Source organism: Rhizorhapis suberifaciens (assembly GCF_014200045.1).
Taxonomy (GTDB): Bacteria; Pseudomonadota; Alphaproteobacteria; order Sphingomonadales; family Sphingomonadaceae; genus Rhizorhapis; species Rhizorhapis suberifaciens.
This window is the reverse complement of sequence record NZ_JACHOV010000003.1, coordinates 268,640-286,008: the sequence shown is the minus strand read 5'-3', so window position 1 is coordinate 286,008 and position 17,369 is coordinate 268,640. Positions and strand designations below refer to the sequence as shown.

The 17,369-nt window shown below is 60.1% G+C and carries 14 protein-coding genes; 5 read left to right on the top strand and 9 right to left on the bottom strand.

What is annotated here, in order from left to right:
• Positions 1–30: 30 nt before the first annotated feature.
• The gene (gene gyrB, locus HNQ99_RS05560) at positions 31–2,508 is read left to right on the top strand and encodes a DNA topoisomerase (ATP-hydrolyzing) subunit B (protein ID WP_184474638.1); all 2,478 of its coding nucleotides are present in this window, start codon (positions 31–33) and stop codon (positions 2,506–2,508) included.
• A 44-nt stretch (positions 2,509–2,552) separates the two neighbouring features.
• Here the strand turns inward: gyrB and HNQ99_RS05555 are convergent, their stop codons facing one another.
• From HNQ99_RS05555 to HNQ99_RS05535, 5 genes are all read right to left on the bottom strand, one after another.
• Entirely contained in the window at positions 2,553–4,292 is a 1,740-nt protein-coding gene (locus HNQ99_RS05555; RefSeq protein WP_184474637.1) for an ATP-binding protein, read from the bottom strand.
• Entirely contained in the window at positions 4,292–4,849 is a 558-nt protein-coding gene (locus HNQ99_RS05550; RefSeq protein ID WP_184474636.1) for a YfiR family protein, read from the bottom strand. Before HNQ99_RS05550 ends, HNQ99_RS05555 begins: the two co-directional genes overlap by 1 nt.
• Entirely contained in the window at positions 4,849–6,630 is a 1,782-nt protein-coding gene (locus tag HNQ99_RS05545) for a TonB-dependent receptor plug domain-containing protein (protein ID WP_184474635.1), read from the bottom strand. The genes HNQ99_RS05550 and HNQ99_RS05545 overlap by 1 nt, the downstream gene beginning before the upstream one ends.
• A 357-nt stretch (positions 6,631–6,987) precedes the next feature.
• Positions 6,988–7,404 (bottom strand): DUF6165 family protein, encoded by a 417-nt coding sequence (locus HNQ99_RS05540; RefSeq protein WP_184474634.1) that lies wholly within the window; start codon positions 7,402–7,404, stop codon positions 6,988–6,990.
• Entirely contained in the window at positions 7,404–8,306 is a 903-nt protein-coding gene (locus HNQ99_RS05535) for a glycosyltransferase family 9 protein (RefSeq protein ID WP_184474633.1), read from the bottom strand. Before HNQ99_RS05535 ends, HNQ99_RS05540 begins: the two co-directional genes overlap by 1 nt.
• A 149-nt stretch (positions 8,307–8,455) precedes the next feature.
• Here HNQ99_RS05535 and HNQ99_RS05530 point away from each other — a divergent pair, with 149 nt between their 5' ends.
• The 4 genes from HNQ99_RS05530 to nikE are packed head-to-tail and all read left to right on the top strand — an operon-like array spanning position 8,456 to position 12,587.
• On the top strand, positions 8,456–9,238 hold the full coding sequence (locus HNQ99_RS05530; RefSeq protein ID WP_184474632.1) for a TIGR04290 family methyltransferase: 783 nt from the start codon (positions 8,456–8,458) through the stop codon (positions 9,236–9,238).
• A 27-nt stretch (positions 9,239–9,265) separates the two neighbouring features.
• Entirely contained in the window at positions 9,266–10,234 is a 969-nt protein-coding gene (locus HNQ99_RS05525; protein WP_246414554.1) for an ABC transporter permease, read from the top strand.
• Positions 10,231–11,019, top strand: coding sequence for an ABC transporter permease (locus tag HNQ99_RS05520; RefSeq protein WP_184474631.1), 789 nt, complete (start codon positions 10,231–10,233; stop codon positions 11,017–11,019). The genes HNQ99_RS05525 and HNQ99_RS05520 overlap by 4 nt, the downstream gene beginning before the upstream one ends.
• Positions 11,016–12,587, top strand: coding sequence for a nickel ABC transporter ATP-binding protein NikE (nikE, locus tag HNQ99_RS05515; protein ID WP_184474630.1), 1,572 nt, complete (start codon positions 11,016–11,018; stop codon positions 12,585–12,587). The genes HNQ99_RS05520 and nikE overlap by 4 nt, the downstream gene beginning before the upstream one ends.
• A 116-nt stretch (positions 12,588–12,703) precedes the next feature.
• On the opposite strand, the gene HNQ99_RS05510 is transcribed toward nikE, so the two are convergent.
• The 4 genes from HNQ99_RS05510 to sseA all read right to left on the bottom strand — a co-directional run bounded on the left by HNQ99_RS05510 (position 12,704) and on the right by sseA (position 17,176).
• Entirely contained in the window at positions 12,704–13,477 is a 774-nt protein-coding gene (locus tag HNQ99_RS05510; RefSeq protein ID WP_184474629.1) for a TorF family putative porin, read from the bottom strand.
• 323 nt (positions 13,478–13,800) lie between these two features.
• Entirely contained in the window at positions 13,801–15,099 is a 1,299-nt protein-coding gene (locus HNQ99_RS05505) for a mechanosensitive ion channel family protein (RefSeq protein ID WP_184474628.1), read from the bottom strand.
• Positions 15,096–16,337: a cystathionine beta-lyase gene (gene metC, locus HNQ99_RS05500; RefSeq protein WP_407692302.1), complete on the bottom strand. Its 1,242-nt coding sequence runs from the start codon at positions 16,335–16,337 to the stop codon at positions 15,096–15,098. Before metC ends, HNQ99_RS05505 begins: the two co-directional genes overlap by 4 nt.
• Entirely contained in the window at positions 16,325–17,176 is an 852-nt protein-coding gene (gene sseA / locus HNQ99_RS05495; protein WP_184474626.1) for a 3-mercaptopyruvate sulfurtransferase, read from the bottom strand. The genes metC and sseA overlap by 13 nt, the downstream gene beginning before the upstream one ends.
• Positions 17,177–17,369: the final 193 nt, after the last annotated feature.

Sequence of the window (17,369 nt, the reverse complement as noted above, 5' to 3'; positions counted from 1 at the left end):
GTTTTCCCATAGTCTTGCTATAGGCTTTCCATGACCGACGAACCGCAGAAGAACAGCTATGGCGCCGACAGCATCAAGGTCCTTAAAGGGCTGGACGCTGTCCGCAAACGTCCCGGAATGTATATCGGTGACACCGACGATGGTTCTGGCCTCCATCACATGGTTTTCGAGGTGTCGGACAACGCCATAGATGAGGCGCTGGCTGGGCATTGCGACCGGATCGACATCACGCTTAACCCCGATGGATCGGTGAGCGTCACGGACAATGGCCGCGGCATTCCGACCGATATCCACAAGGAGGAAGGCGTGTCGGCGGCCGAGGTTATCATGACCCAGCTTCATGCCGGCGGCAAGTTCGAGAATACCTCGGACGATAATGCCTACAAGGTATCGGGCGGCCTGCACGGCGTGGGCGTTTCCGTGGTGAACGCGTTATCGGAATGGCTGGACCTCACCATCTGGCGCGACGGCAAGGAGCATTATATGCGCTTTGCCTTTGGCGATGCGGTGGCCCCATTGAAAATCGTGGGGGACACCGACCGCAAGGGGACTTGCGTCACATTTTTCCCTTCACCTGCGACCTTCAAAATCACTGAGTTCGATTTCGAGAAGCTGGAGCACCGCTATCGCGAGCTGGCGTTCTTGAATTCGGGCGTCCGCCTGTTCCTCACCGATGCGCGGCATGAGGAGCAAAAGACGGTCGAGCTTTATTATGAAGGCGGCATCGCGGCGTTCGTGAAATGGCTTGACCGCAACAAGCAGCCGCTAATGCCGGATCCGATCGCGATCACGGGGCAGCGCGACGATATCGGCATCGATGTCGCGCTGGAATGGAACGACAGCTATTATGAAAATGTGCTGTGCTTCACCAATAACATCCCGCAGCGGGATGGCGGCACCCACCTGGCGGCCTTCCGCGCGGCGCTGACGCGGACGCTCAACAATTATGCGGACAAGTCGGGGCAGCTCAAGAAGGAGAAGGTCTCGCTTACCGGCGATGACATGCGCGAGGGGCTGACCGCCATCGTGTCCGTGAAGCTCCCCGATCCCAAGTTCAGCAGCCAGACCAAGGACAAGCTGGTCAGCTCCGAAGTACGCCAGCCGCTTGAAAGCCTGATGGCGGACAAGATGGCGGAGTGGCTGGAGGAAAATCCCGCCCATGCCAAATCGATCATCGCCAAGGTCATTGACGCGGCCGCTGCGCGCGAAGCGGCGCGTAAGGCGAGGGAATTGACGCGCCGCAAGGGCGTCATGGATATCGCCTCGCTGCCCGGCAAGCTTGCCGACTGCCAGGAGCGCGACCCTTCCAAATGCGAACTGTTCCTGGTGGAGGGCGACTCGGCAGGCGGCTCGGCAAAGCAGGGGCGCGACCGGCTGTATCAGGCTATCCTGCCTCTTAAGGGCAAGATCCTGAATGTGGAGCGGGCGCGTTTTGACCGAATGCTCTCATCCAAGGAAATCGGCACCCTTATCCAGGCGATGGGCACCGGCATTCGCGACGATTTCAACGTCGAAAAGCTGCGCTATCACAAGATCGTGATCATGACCGACGCAGACGTGGACGGAGCGCATATTCGTACGCTGCTCCTGACCTTCTTCTATCGGCAAATGCCGCAGATCATCGAGAATGGTCACCTCTATATCGCCCAGCCGCCGCTCTACAAAGCGGCTCGCGGCCGTTCAGAAGTCTATCTGAAGGACGAATCCGCGCTGGACCAGTATCTGGTCGACAATGGTGTCGAAGCCATGCGCCTGGATACCGCAGAAGGCCCGCGCTCCGGTCAGGATCTACGCAGCCTTGTCGACCATGCCCGCCGCATGCGTGTGTTGATGCGCTATGTTCCACGGCGCTATGATTCCACCATCATCGAGGCGCTTGCCCTGGGTGGCGCTCTCGCGCCTGAGCTCGACCGGGCGGCGCGCAATGAAAAGCTTCAGACCGCCATCCGCTGGATGGAGGTCAACGACGAAGAGGGCAAGTGGACCGGCCGCATGTCCGAAGAGGGCGGCTTCCATTTTGAGCGCTTGTGGCGGGGGGTCACCGACCATCATTTGATCGAGGCCACGTTCCTGGGCAGCGCCGAAGCACGCAAGCTTCATGCGCTGGCGACCGAACAGGCGGGAAGCTATCTCACTGCCAGCCGCTTGATCACGGCGAAAACCGCCGCGGTACAGGCCGCTTCTAATGAGGATGGCGAGGAAGAAACGCCTGCCGCCGTAACCTCAAAGGGCGCTTTGGTTACACGTCCGTCCGAACTGCTTGAAGCGATCCTGCAGGCGGGCCGCAAAGGATTGTCGATCCAGCGCTACAAGGGGCTGGGAGAGATGAACGCGGAACAGCTGTGGGAAACGACGCTCGACCCGACCAATCGATCGATGCTGCGTGTCGAAATCGAACAGGCGGATGTAGCGGACGAGATTTTCACGCGACTGATGGGCGACATCGTCGAACCCCGCCGCGAGTTCATCCAGGACAATGCCTTGAGCGTCGCTAATCTGGACGTTTGATGTCGGTCGGGTGCTTTCGTCCGAAGCGCTCGATCGATACGGGATTACTGTCTCTCCGGCAGGGCTTTTTCGAGCGTCGCCGCCAATGCCTCCAACCGGTAAGGCTTGCATATCAGGGGATAGCCCTCGGCTCCGGCGGATACGATCCGGTCACTATAGCCGGTCGTTAAGACAACTGGCAGCCGAGGGTGCCGCTGCTTCAGCTTTGCGGCCAGTTCAAGTCCCGTCATTCCCGGCATGACGACATCGGTGAAAACAAGATCGAACGCCGTATCATCCTGGGCGCATTCCATAGCTTCCACACCGTTTCTGGCCCGCACAACGGCGTAGCCGAGCTCATCCAGAAGCGTTTCGGCAAAATTCCCGACCTCCTCATTGTCCTCAACCAGGAGAATGCGGCCGGTGCCTTTAACGGTGTTTAGTTCATTCCCCTGATGTTGCTCAACGCTGGGAAGCCGTGTGCTTGCCGGAAACAGCATAGATATGGCGGTGCCCTTGTCTGGCTCACTTGTCAGTTTCACGGTTCCACCCGACTGCGCAGTAAAGCCATAGACCTGGCTGAGACCCAGGCCAGTGCCTTTGCCGACGGTCTTTGTCGTGAAAAAGGGTTCGAACACGCGGTCCCGCAGTTCCGGGTCGATGCCGCGGCCCGTGTCCTGGATGGTGACCGCCACCGCCCGGCCTTCGCCGCCCATTGCCTCGTCTTTCTCGACATTATTGGTGCAAATGGTGATGGTGCCCCCATCGGGCATGGCGTCCCGGGCGTTGACGAATATGTTGAGCAACGCCACCTCCAGCTGGCCCGGATCCACCTCTATCGGACTGAGCTGTTGATCCAGACGAGCGCTGATCGTGATACCGGCTCCCAAGGTGTTTTCCAGCATGGTCATCATGTTGTGGATGCGTTGATTGAGATCAACGGCTTCGGGTCGGAGCGGCTGACGGCGGGCAAAGGCAAGCAACTGGCCGGTCAGGAGCGCCGCACGCGTCGCCGCTTCCATGATCGCATTGGCAAAGCGCAGCCTTTTGTCCTCCTTCAATTCCGGTCGGCGCAACAGGTCGGCCGATCCCTGGATCACGGTCAGGAGATTATTGAAGTCATGCGCTATTCCCCCGGTCAGCTGGCCCAGTGCTTGCATCTTCTGCGCCTGCCGCAACTGTTCTTCCGTGCGGCCACGCTCCTCGATTTCCAGTTCAAGCTGCCGATTTGTCTTTGCCAGCGACACAGTCTGCTGTTCGAGCGCGCGGTTGGCCCGGCGCAAAGCATATTGGCCATAGCCCAATACCCCAAGGACAAGGGACGTCATCAGTACAAGAAGCGCCACCATCGCATAACGACTGAGCCTGCGCGACAGGGGATCGATCGTGCCGCCAAGGTATATCGACCCTATTTGCGTGCCCCCGCGCGTAACCGGCGTGGTGACCGCTACCATTCCTTCAGAAGTCGCCACTTTGGACAAACTGGTAGGCAAGGACGCCGTAGCGCGGTGATAGCCCGCAAATAGCAGGCCTTTGCCGTCATATATTCCGGCCATTTGAACCTGCGGGTTGGCACCCAGAGCTTGCACCGCTTCCTGAGCTGCAAGCCTGTCGTTGAAATCCAGCGCCGCGGTTACGCTGGCCGCCAATATCTCAGCCTGCACATGGGCTGCGCGTTCCTGTTCCTGACGATAGGTACGTTCGTTCTGGTAGATGATCCACAAGCCCGCCAGCAGCAGGAATGCCACGGCCAGCGGGACAGCAATGGAAAAGTCCCTCCCCGGTTTTTTGGACGATCCGGGCATTATGCTCGCCCTCTCTGTCTGACGCTGACGGCCAAGCTAAGCAGCCTGGCGCTGATCCCCAGATTGTTCGCGGCTGCCAAGGCGTCGTCGATATGGAAACGCACGCGTCCGTCCTTCAGAACAAAATGAACTATGCCCCGATCATTCCCAAACCGGGCGTCGGTGACGGTCAGGATCGGCTGCCCCTTCAATGCGTCCAGCATCGCGGTCGCGCTTTCCGTCGCCGAACCCCCAAGAAAGGCAATATGGCATCCCCCTGCGTCTGCTACGCTTTTTAGCCTGCTCACCTCAACCACATGCTGGCCGATACGTTCACTGGCTGCTGCCTCATCAAGGTTCTGCCCAAAATTGTTGCGGCCGATAATGCACAAACGAATGGGATCGTCAGCCGCTCCCAACGCTCCCGGAGGCCAATTCACATAGGCCGCGAATTTGGGCAGGAATGCCGCCTTGACTTTCGTTTCCAACTGCGTGGACTGCGCGCTGACGGTCTGCTGCGGCAGGGTCAGCGCCAACGCAAGGCCGATTACGGATCGAGTGAAGAAATATCGGGCCATCAGAAATTTAACCTGACGCCGGCGGAAACGGTGCGCGCCACCAATTGTCCCCGGTCGGTATCGCCGCTCTGGTCACGCAGCCGATGGAACAGGTTGGCCCCTGTGGCGAAAAGCTCGATGCGGTTGCCGAGATGCCAGGCCGCCCTTATGTCAGCATCGACATAGCCCGCGGTTCTTGGCGCCGGCAGGCTGTCAACGCCGCGCATCATCAGGTCGATTTCGACACGTTCGCCCAGGTTCATCTGTGAACGCAGCATCGCATGAAAGTCCGGATCGTTGCCCAGCGATATGCCATTTTCAATGTCCACATGACCAGGCTTTAAATGAAAGTCCTTGTGAAGCGTGGAAATCCCCGCGCTCAGCCGCCACCATGAAAATAGCTGCTGGCTGCCCCAGGCCTCAATTCCATAGCTGTTGCCTTTAAGTCCGTTGTCCAGCCTCAACGGCAACAATGTGACCGGGTGGAGTTCGGTTGTGCGGAGACTGTCATATAGATTGTAGAAAACGGAGATGGAAATGCTCCCGCCCTGCCAGGGCTGCCCGCGATAGCCCGCTTCGAAAGCGGTGAGCTTTTCGGACCTGAAGGTTCCATTTTCAAGGAAGATGGGGTGTATCAGGTCGCGGTCGATGCGCGAGGGCGTCCGAATTCCGCGAGACGCCGCCGCCCAGAACAGCGCCTTTTCATTGGGCTTCCATGCCACCCGAACATTAGGTAAAATCTCCACTCCGGTGAACGATGTCCGTTCCAGCTTGACGCCTCCGGTAAAGGTGACGCTGCCGAGCGTCCAGCTGTCTTGCGCGAACAGATTGCCCACCCATAACCGTTTGCGATCCGGATCAAGAACAAAGGGGTTTAGCGTGTTTATAAAAAGGTCGTGGGTGGTGCGAATGCCCGCCCCCCAGACAATGTCGTGTGATCCAAGCGCAACATGGTGCTGCGCGGACACATCGAAGGTTTCCAGGCCATCGCGAACGCCTGTAACACGGCGGTCGACCTTGTCGTAATAAGCCTGGACCTGGAATGTGGAGGCCTCTCCGCTTCGGTGGACCCAGCGGGCAAGCACATTATGGCCGGTGTCCCGACCCTCGTCGGTCGGATCCTGGCTGAAGTCATTGTAGAAATAGTCGCCTTGGAGCGTCAGGTCGTCCGCACCCCCGCCCCAGTCGGCCCGAAACCCGGTCCTGATCCCTTTATAGCCATCCGGCCCATCCGGCGCCGCACCACCGAGAAGGCCTTCACGGTCGGAACCTGTTGCGTAAATGCGGAACGCGCCCCCGTCACCAAAGGCCGCTCCATAACGAACCGCGGCAGAACGCTCGCGCGATCCTGCTGTGGCCCGGATCAGGCCCCCTTGCGTGTCCAAGGCGCTCTTGCTGGTGACATTGATGACGCCATTGACCGCATTTGGCCCCCATAACGTCCCGCCGGGCCCGCTGATTACCTCGATCCGGTCGACATCTTCCAGCATCGGTTCGCGCAGGTCCCAGAAAATACCGGCATGAAGCGGAGAATAGATCGTCCGGCCATCGATGAGGCCCAGCAGCTTGTTCGACGTTTCAAAACCGCTGAAGCCGCGCGCACTGATCGAATATTGATGAGCATCGATCCGCTGGACCAGCAAATTGGGCGCAAGCTGTAACGCTTCGGGCAAGGAGGTGGCCCCGGAACGGCGAATGTCGTCATTACTGATGACGTAAATCGCTCCCGTCGCATCGCTCAACGGCTGCGCAAATTTCGCTGCGGAGGTTACCTCCACCTGCGCAAGCTCCTCAATAGACATTCGTTGAAGCTCGATAGGTAATTCGGCATCCGCCGGACCGGCCAGCATAATTCCGAAAGTCGTAGCCCCTATAGCTCCACTATAGAGGATTTTCCGTTGTTTTGCGAGCATTTCAGCATCAGCCCCTGAACCAATGCCCCACAGTTCTGTACTGTGCATTTATATTATGAAAGGTCAATACAGGATTAGTTCAAAGCCCAGACCGAATGCCGCTCAAATATTGATTTTCTGCTGTTTAATATTTTTCGGATTCAGTACAAAAGGATCCACAATACGTCCTTTCTTGCAAATTAACCTTTGCACTATAGTATCTATTCCCTAGCAGAAAAAGGCAATGGACAATGCTCGCCTACTCCATCAGCCCTCAGAATATTTAACGCCCATCGAAGCGTAGCTCTTTTCCTCGACAAGTTCTGACTCAAGAACTGCATTGATCTCCCGCTTTAAAACCGCACGCTGGTCATTCATCTTGTAAACCGATCGCGCCAGACAAAGGAAGCTGGGCCCGAAATCGCCCTCCAACTCCCTCCCGCGGATCGCATCCTCGGTTTCCCAGAGCATTTCGTTCACCTTTTTCAGGCTTTGCACCAATAATCCAATCGGTCTTCGGTACATCGCCTCAGCCGCGACGTCTTGCAGCAGGCGCAATTCCTTCGCGACGTTGTTCCTGGCTTCCGGTTCACAAATCCTGGCCTGCTTGATTTCAAGGATCGTGATCTTGTCGAGCAGTTCGCCCCATGAAACGGGGACAACCGGGCAGGCTGGACTTTCCATTACCTGCTCCGTTCCATTTCGCGCGCTCCGGTGGGATGGGCCTGCAGGTCCCGTTCCACCTGCGCCACGACCGACAACCAGTCTCCGGGCGACGGCTGGGCATATATGCGCAGCGAAGGATACCATGCGCTTCGACCGGCTTGCGGAGACCAGCGCCAGTCCGGCTCATGCTTAAGGAGCAGCCAGGTCGGCTTGTTCATCGCTCCCGCCAAATGGGCGATCATGGTGTCGACTGTCACCACCAGTTCCACGCCTGCGACAAGCGCGGCGGTGATGGGAAGGTCATGCGGGCAACCCTCCGGCATGATCATTAGCAGATTTGTTGGTTTGGTGACGAGGTTCAAACATCGCTGCCGATTGCATATGGACAGAAACAATTCGGGTGGAATGGATCGCTCCTTGTCCCACTCCCCCGCTTCAAGGCACAAGCCGATCGTGCCGCCAGGCAGCGGGGCCGGAGCGAAGTGCAAATAAGGCGGCGGCAATTTGGACGGCGGTGCGCGCAGCGCGAATGCGAGCTCCGTGATTTCAATATCGCAGTCAGACTCCGGCGCGGGATCGGAACGATTAAATGCAATAAGCCGATCGATACCGCTCAGTTGCTCGAACAGATGAAGCAGCCGGGCCTCAACTTCCACCGTGACTGATGCGGCGTGTTTGCCGAGCAGTGGAAGATATCGCGCGAATTGGATGGTGTCGCCCAGGCCGTGATAGCATCGCACCAATATATGCTGTCCATCGATCGGTCGTCCGTCCCACACCCAGCGCAAGTGAAAGGGCTGGGACGTGTCGTTCCGGGTCCGGGGATTACTCTGCCGCAATGCTTGTTCGCATATCTCCCAGGCGAGCTCATACTGCTCCTCCCGCATCGCGCCGATCCATCGCTGTTTCAGCTGAGACATGCGTCTTCATCGTGCCGCACGACCATTTGTTCCGGCAAAGGACACTGCGTTCCCGATTTTTGTACGCGCCGTCCTCCAGTCGGCGGGAAACGGAACAGCCGGCAAGGGCGTTCGTTTCGGGACAGGTCGGTCCTGTTGGGAGAGCTTAGATGAACTTGGCCAAATGGAGCGTCGGACGCACGGCTAACTCCCCATTGCGCGCTAGGATCGAAGCACTCGCTCCCTGGTTCCATAATATGAATTTGGGCGGGATCTGGACCGCCCCGGATCACTTTCTGGGCAATTATCCGGCTCAGAAATTTTCCCGTTTCGCCAACAAGCTGCCGGCCGATCTACGCGGCAAGAGCGTGCTCGATATTGGCTGCAATGCCGGCTTTTATTCCATTGAGATGAAGCGTCGCGGCGCTGAACGGGTACTCGGCATCGATTCGGACGACCGCTATCTTGATCAGGCCAAATTGGCCAGCCAGGCGCTCGGCCATGAGGGGATCGAGTTTCGGAAGCTGGATGTCTACGACGTGGGGACGCTCGGCGAGCGCTTCGATCTGGTGATCTTCATGGGGGTGCTATACCATTTGCGCCACCCGCTTCTCGCGCTCGACCTTATCCATGAGCATGTCGCAAATGACCTGCTGCTGTTTCAATCGATGCTGCGCGGCTCCCCCAACATATTGCCGCTCGACGACGATTATGACTTTAAAGAGACTGAGCTGTTTCATGAAAGCGGCTATCCCAAGCTGCATTTCGTAGAGCGCCGATATGCCGGCGACTGGACGAACTGGTGGATTCCCAACCGCGCCTGCGTGGAAGCAATGCTGCGGTCCTCGGGTTTCGCAATCGACGAGCGGATAGAAGATGAAGTCTATCTTTGCCGCCACACGGATCGTCCATACAGCCAACTGGACGGCGCTCATCGCGCCATTCGCTTATAAGCCTGCGCCGCGTGCCTGTGAGCGGACATGGAATTGCCGGATGACGGACCGGGGAATTTCCGCCATGACTGCGCCATGCTCGCGCTTCTGCTTCGACGGCTGTTCACTGCCATTCCTACCTTGCTGTGCGTCGTCCTTTTTTCCTTTCTGCTGATGCGCGTAGCCCCAGGCGGGCCATTCGATGGCGAGCGGCCGCTGGATCCCGGCACGAGAGCCGCGCTTCAGGCGGCCTATGGGTTTGACCGGCCGCTATATGAGCAGGCCTGGATCTATGTCGGCCGCCTGCTCCACGGAGACTTTGGACCTAGCCTTGTCTATCGCGACTTTACGGTGACCGAGTTGGTGCGGCAGGGGCTTCCTGTATCGCTGACCCTGGGTGGACTGGCGCTCATGCTGGCGCTTCTGATCGGCGTTGTGCTGGGCCTTTTTGCTGCAATTCGTGCCGGGGGCTGGCGCGACGAGGTGCTGATGCTATGCGCCACATTGGCGACCGCGCTTCCCACCTTCGTGACCGGACCGCTGCTTGCGCTGATCTTTGGGCTCTGGGCGGGTTGGCTTCCGGTCTCCGGCCTGGGCGAGGGGGAGCTTTCCTATCTGGTGCTGCCTGTGTTTGCCTTGGCCCTGCCCGTTGCGGGCGCAATTGCGAAGCTGACGCGGGCTGGGCTGGCCACCGCCCTGTCTCAGGACCACATCCGCACTGCCCGCGCTCGGGGTATTGCTCCTGCGACCATATTGTTCCGTCACGCCCTGCGCCCGGCCTTGGTTCCCGTTGCAAGCTATCTGGGCCCTGCCGCGGCTGGCCTGCTTACGGGCGCAGTGGTCGTCGAAACCGTGTTCGCACTGCCGGGGCTTGGCCGCTATTTTGTGCAGGGCGCGCTCAATCGGGATTACCCGCTCGTGCTGGGCGTGGTGACCCTTTATGCCGGCTTGATCATCCTCTTCAATCTTGCCGCCGACCTCATATATGGCTGGCTCGATCCGCGGATGCGCGGATGAGGCAGGGCGCCTTTCCTCTGGCCATCATGGCCCTTCTCATCATCGCTTCGATCGCGGTTCCTCCCTTTCTTGCCTGGAGCCATGACGCCATCGATTGGAACGGTCTTCGCCTGCCTCCACTGAGCGGCAATCATTGGCTTGGAACCGACAGCGTCGGGCGGGACCGGTTGGCAAGGCTGCTGATCGGAACCCGTCTCAGCCTGGCGGTGGCCCTGGCGGCAGCGCTGGTGGCATTGCTGATCGGCGCTGCCTGGGGCGCGATTGCGGGCTGGTGCGGTGGGCGGGTCGACGAAGCCATGATGCGCGTCGTGGACGCGCTCTATGCCCTTCCCTTCATGTTTGTGGTGATCCTGCTGATGCTATTGTTCGGCCGTTCGATCCTGCTGGTCTTTCTGGGCATTGGCGCGGTCGAGTGGCTGACGATGGCGCGGATCGTCCGTGGGCAGGTGATGGCGCTGAAAGAACGCCCGTTCATACTTGCTGCGCGGGCGGCGGGGGCGTCGCCGCTTCGGATCCTGGTTGGGCATATGGTTCCCAATGTCGCCGGGGTCGCGATCGCCTATTTGCTCCTTACGGTGCCGCAGGTGGTGATGGTGGAAAGTTTCCTTTCCTTTCTAGGTCTTGGTGTACAGGAACCGCTGACTTCGCTCGGCATATTGGTGAAGGAGGGCGCCGATGAGATGGACATTGCCCCCTTCGCCCTGCTGCTGCCGGGCGGCGTGCTGGTGACGATCCTGCTGTGCCTGACCTATGCGGGTGAGCGGCTGAGAGACCGGTTCGCATGAGCCTTTATGAGGTGCGCGATCTGGCGGTCGAGATAAGTGGAACGCGGCTGGTAACGGGCTTGTCCTTCACCGTCGCGCCGGGGGAATGCATCGCCCTCGTAGGCGCATCGGGATCGGGCAAGAGCCTTAGCTGCATGACGCCCTTCGGCTTGTCGCCCGGCGCGGCCCATGGCTCCGCCTTGCTTGAAGGCGAGCAGCTTGTCGGGGCGAGCGAGAAGGAACTGCGACGATTGCGGAGCCGTAAAGTCGGCTTCGTCTTTCAACAGCCGCTGACCGCCCTGACCCCGCATCTGAGCGTCGGCCGCCAGCTTACCGAAGCAGCAATGCAGGCGGGCGCGGATCGGCCCAGCCGCAAGGCGCTTGCGGCCATGCTGGACCGCGTCGGGCTTTCGAGACCCGACGAACGGTTGGACCAATATCCCCATCGTCTTTCCGGCGGCGAAAGGCAGCGCGTCCTCATCGCCGCCGCCATTGCGCATCGGCCCAGGCTGCTTGTCGCGGACGAGCCGACCAGCGCGCTCGATTCCGTGCTGCGAGCGGACATCATGGCACTGCTCGACCGGCTGCGTAAGGAAGAGGGGGTGGGCCTGCTGCTGGTCAGCCATGACCTTGGATCGGTGGCAGCGCATGCCGATCAACTGGTCGTGATGGAGGCAGGACGTGCGGTGGAAGGCGGGGCTGCCCGACAGGTGATCGAACATCCTGTCGAAACCTACACAAAACGCCTGCTTGCCGCGACGCCCCGGCTGGACGAACCTGCTCCGGACCTGTCTCCGACAGGGGCGCCAGTTCTGCAAGCCCGCGACCTGTCGGTCGGCTTTCGTCGGCCGGGCTGGCGGCGGGGAAGGATTCAGGCCGTGGATGGCGTCAACCTGACGATCCACAAGGGCGAAGCGCTGGCGCTGGTTGGCGGATCAGGGTCCGGAAAGTCGACTCTCGCGCGCGCTATTGGCGGTTTGGGTCCTTTGGACAAGGGGTCGCTGTCATGGAAGGGGCAACCCCTTGCAAGCTCTCGCCATCGCAGCCTGGCGGAACGGCGCTTCATCCAGCCGGTATTTCAGGACCCGCTGGCCAGCCTCGATCCCCATTGGAAAGTTGCCGATATCATTGCCGAGCCCCTTCGACATCTGCGTCCCGACCTGTTGCCGGGCGAGCGGACGGCAAAGGTCGAGACTGTCCTTACGCGGGTTGGCCTCGACGCAGCTATTGCCGGGCGGCTCCCACGCTCCCTTTCGGGAGGACAGGCGCAGCGCGTGGCGATCGCGCGCGCGCTGGCGGCGGAACCGGATATGCTGTTGCTGGACGAAGCGACCTCGGCGCTCGACGTTCTAAGTAGCGGCGAAATCCTGGCCTTGCTGGCACAGTTGCAGCGAGAAGCCGGGCTCTCGCTCCTCTTCGTGACGCATGATCTGGCCGCGGCGCGACGGCTCTGCCATCGCATTGCCGTCATGGAGGCCGGCCGGATCGTGGAGGAAGGCATATTGGCCGATGTCATAGGCCGGCCCGCCCATGCGGTGACGCAAGGGCTGGTCCGCGCCGCATCCTGGAATATGCCCAACGGTCATTGATCGTTCGTCCGACACCCGACCGGCTGTTCGGTTAGGCAGACATTATTCCAGCGCGGAAAAGAAAAGGGGCCGCAACCTTGCGGTGCGGCCCCCCTCCAGTTTGCCTGTTTATTCGATCAGAAGCTTGCACCGACCGAGAAAACGATACCGGCGTCCGAACCAATGGCGTTCGCGCCAGGGCTACCGAAAGGACCGCCGAAAGCGTCGTTCTTGATGTCGGTGTCGACATAGGAAACGCCGAAGGTCAGAGCCTTGTAGCTGGCTTCCGCGCCAACCGACCAATCCCAGTAATTGCCGCTGAGCGCGCCGGTAAGACCCGTGCTTGCCAACGCCCCGTCGGTGTAACCAACATGGCCCTTCAGCTTGAAGGGGGTGCCGGGAATGGCGGTGTTCGCGTCGGTATAGACATAGATGTTGTCGTCATCACCAAGAGCATTCTGGCCCTCAAAGGCATAAGCAACGCCAACCTTCGCGTTGACCGGACCAACAGCGCCCGACAGCGAGAAATAAGGTTCAAAGAAGTCCGTCGCTACATCGCCATCCTTGGGATAGTAATAATAGAGAAGGCCGAGATCGGCGGTCAGACCAGGGATCACTTCGCGGCTGTAACCAGCGTAGAAGTCCAGTTCGGTGTTCAGATCGGACGCGCCTGCAACCAGGTCAATGCTCGAACCCCAAACGCCTGCATAGAGGCCGCTTTCGTGGGTGACGTTGATCGTGCCCTGGATCGCTGCTTCTTCACCGGTCTGCGAAACGCCACGGAAGCGGTAGTCGGACACGACGGTTGCGCCGCCGGTGATGGTGATGCCGTCGGCGTCGTCCTGTGCGAAAGCAGGCGTGGCAACGGTGGCGAGAAGAACGGCCGACAGGCCGAGAATGGATTTACGCATCTGTATTCCCCTTCGTTAATTCGAGGCTATCCTTCCAGCGTTCCGGCATCTACCTCTCTGCCGATCATGCCGGCGGGGCAGTGTTGCCATCGAACGCGGGGCCCTCCCTGCACCCAGGTACCGCAGCGCACAACCGAAAATGAGCATATGCAGCACTTTCCGCTGCACCTTGTTGCCCACTTGCAACAATTACTGCAAACCTGGGCAAAATAAGGCGAAATCAAGGCGGAAGCTCCCCGAAGCCGTCCATCAAGCTGAATTTTCGCTGAATATCGGTGGCATTTTGGTCGCACCCCGGGCCAAAAAGATTCCGGCCTGCGGAATCAAACTTGCTGCGGAGGCTGCTCCCCTGTGCGGTCGGGCATGCTGCGGATATGGATGTCATGCTGCTGGAAGGGGACCTGGATCTCATGTTCCTGAAACAAATCCCACAGCCGTCCAAGGACGTCCGATTTTACGCCCCCGATGCCGCTTTCGGGATCGCTTATCCAGACGAGGATTTCGTGCTCCACACTGCTTTGTCCAAAGGCGGTGAGCCAGACATTGGGCTTGGGCGTGCGCAGCACCCGGGGTGAATCCGTGGCCGCCTGCAGCATCAATTTCTGGGCAAGCTTGATATCGCAGCTATAAGCAACGCCGACAGGGATGCGAACACGGACGTTCCGGTCAGAGTAGGACCAGTTTTCCACCTCCTGCGTCATCAGATTTTCATTCGGGATGAGATGTTCCTTACCGTCCCGTGTGATGATCGACACGGCCCGCACGCCGATCTTGTTGACCGCGCCGATGCTGTCGCCAATGACGATGACGTCCCCCGGCTTGATCGACCGGTCCATCAAAAGAATGATCCCGGCGATCAGATTGCCGAATGTCTTTTGCAGACCAAAGCCCACCGCCAGCCCAAGCGCGCCGGAGAATACGGCAAAGGTGGTCAAATCAATGCCGGCTATATCGATGCCGATAAAGAAAGCCGCTACCACAAGGGCAATCGCGGCCAGTTTCTGGGCCAGCAGACTTTGGGTGGGATCGAGGTCCCTCACGCGCGAAATGCTGTGCCCGACCACCCGGTTTGCGAGGCGTACGCCTGCGAACAGCGCCACGATTGTGATCAAGAGGGTAAGGACGCTAAGCAGCGAAAAGCGACGCTGGCCCGCGTTGAACCCGATCCGCTCCAGCGCATCGGTCAAGGGCACGAAGCCGCCGACATTGCTGGAGATGATCGCCACCAGCACCAATAGCGCCACGGGCAGGCTGATCCAGCGGGGCATGTGAAGCCCGCGCAAGAGGTGCGACACAAGCATGGCGGTAGCAACCGCCAAAAAAACGCCAAGCACAAAGGCCGCATGATCGGTCCAGGGCCACAAATTGGCGGCAAGCGCGAGCAGCAAGGCGGCGAGGCTATAGCGGAGCAGCGGCGCCATACGGCGTCCAAGCCCCTCCCCATGCACCCCCGCCTTTTCCATCCATAGCTGCTGCAGTCGAGGACAGGCCCAACGGGCGAACAGCCAGGCCGCTATCATGATCGCAATCGCTATGCCGGCGCTGATGGCAGCTTCAATCGATGCCTGCCCTTGCGGAAGGGAAAGGCCCCACCCCGCCAGCAGGGCGTGGGGTGGCGTCATGACTGCTCCCGAAAGCGCGCGAGTCCAGCGGCTAGGTCAGCGATCAAATCATCGGGATGCTCGATGCCGATATGAAGCCGCACCAGCGGTCCTTCGGTAGCCCATCGGGTGGCGGTGCGGTAATTTTGCGGGTCGGTGGGAAGCGCCAGGCTTTCATAGCCACCCCAGCTGTAACCGAGCCCGAAATGTTCCAGACCATCGAGCATCGCCACTCGCCCGGCATCGCTGCCGCCCTTCAGCACGAAGGAGAAAAGGCCGCTGGCCCCGGTGAAGTCGCGTTTCCAGATCTCATGGCCAGGACATCCGGGCAGAGCCGGGTGAAGCACGCGGGCGACCTCCGGCTGCTGTTCCAGCCATTTGGCCACGGCCAGCCCCCCTGCCTGGTGCTGCGCCAATCGCACGGCCAGCGTCCGCAGGCCCCTTGCCGCGAGATAGCAATCGTCGGGGCTGGCGGTTTGCCCGAACGCATAGGCAGTCTTGCGAAGCGCCGGCCAGACGGCAGGCGCCGCCGTTACTGAACCGAGCATCAAATCGCTATGTCCCGCTATATATTTGGTGCAGGCCAATATGGACAGATCGACCCCATGGCCCATTGCCTTGAAATAAAGCGGCGTCGCCCAGCTATTGTCGATCAGCGTCACGATGCCGCGTTGCTTGGCCACGCCTACGATAGCCGGCACGTCCTGAACCTCGAACGTAAGGCTCCCCGGGCTTTCCAAGAAGATGGCGCGCGTGCGATCCGTCACCAGCGCGCCGATATCGCCGCCGATCAGCGGATCATAATAAAGCGTGTCGATGCCCATGGGGCGCAGGATATTGTCGCAAAAGGCGCGGGTCGGATCATAGGCGCTGTCCACCATCAGCAACTCGTCCCCGGGCTTCAGCACCGCCAGCAGCGCGCAGGCGATCGCCGCGACGCCCGAAGGATAGAGCATCGTCCCTTCCGCCCCCGGTTCCAATTCCGTCAAGGCGTCCGCGAACGACCAGTTGGTTGGCGTCCCCCGCCGGCCGTAGAACAGCCGTTCATGGGTATCATGCACGCGCGCGCGCATGTCGGCCACGCTGTCATAAAGGATCGTCGATGCGCGCCAAACGGGCGGGTTGACGATCCCGCCCGTGCCCGAAGGATCGTTGGTCCATTCCGGACGACGCCCGGCCTGCACCAGCCGGGTCGCGTCGTCGCGCCTGTCCTTTTGCCCGCCGTCCTTGTTCTTGCCGTCTTTGCCTATGCTACGCACGCCGCTCCAGTTGCCTTCTGCGTGGCGGGATCGGTCCCCCATTCGGCCCAGCTCCCGTCATAAAGGGCAATGTCCTTCTTGCCGAGCAACCGGGCTGCAAAGGCGACGATCGTCGCGGTCATTCCCGACCCACAGGTCGTAACCATCGGCTTTTCCATGTCAACGCCGGCCGCGTCAAAGGCGGCCTGCAGTTCTTCGCCCTTCTTGTAGGTCCCGTCGGCGTTGAAAAGTTGGCCATAGGGCAGGTTCTTGGACCCCGGAATATGGCCGGGGGCGCTGCCGGGGCGCGGATCGCGTTCCGCGCCGGTAAAGCGCGCGGCGGAGCGGGCGTCGACAACTTCCTCCGCGCCGCTGCCGATGTTCGCCGCCACCTCATCCTTGGTGCGGATCGCTTTTTCGTCCTTCCAGACCGTGAAATGGCGGTGGCGAAGCGTCTCCTTGCCCTGTGTCAGCGGGCGGCCCTCGGCCTTCCACTTGGCAAGTCCGCCGTCCAGAATCGCCACCTCATAAGCGCCGAAAGCCGTCAGCATGAACCACGCACGGGCCGCGCTTTTAATGGGACTGTCGTCGTAAAGCACGATGCGGCTGCCATCGCCCAGACCCAGGGACTGCATTCGACTGGCAAATTTCTCGGCCGGCGGGAACATGTTGGCGTAGGGGCTATGGTTGTCGATCAGATTGGCAAGGTCCATGAAAACGGCACCGGGAATATGGCCCGCCTCATATTCCTCCAACGCATTGCGGGGATCATCCGGCATATATTGGGTGGCGTCGACAACCCGCAGGTCGGACGCGCCAACTTGTCCGGCAAGCCACTCGGTCGAAACAAGCAAATCCATCCATCATCTCCCGCCAGGAAAAAGCGTCGAAATAAGCCGGGGAGGAAAATAAGCCTCTTTTCGGGCCTTACATGATGATCCGCCAACCGATTCTCGATTGCAAGCGATTTAGTGGCGATCATGTCCGCTACTGCAAAACCGGCGAGGCGAGCGCCTGTGCAAAAACTTTCCCGCCGATGCAGGAACATGGTTC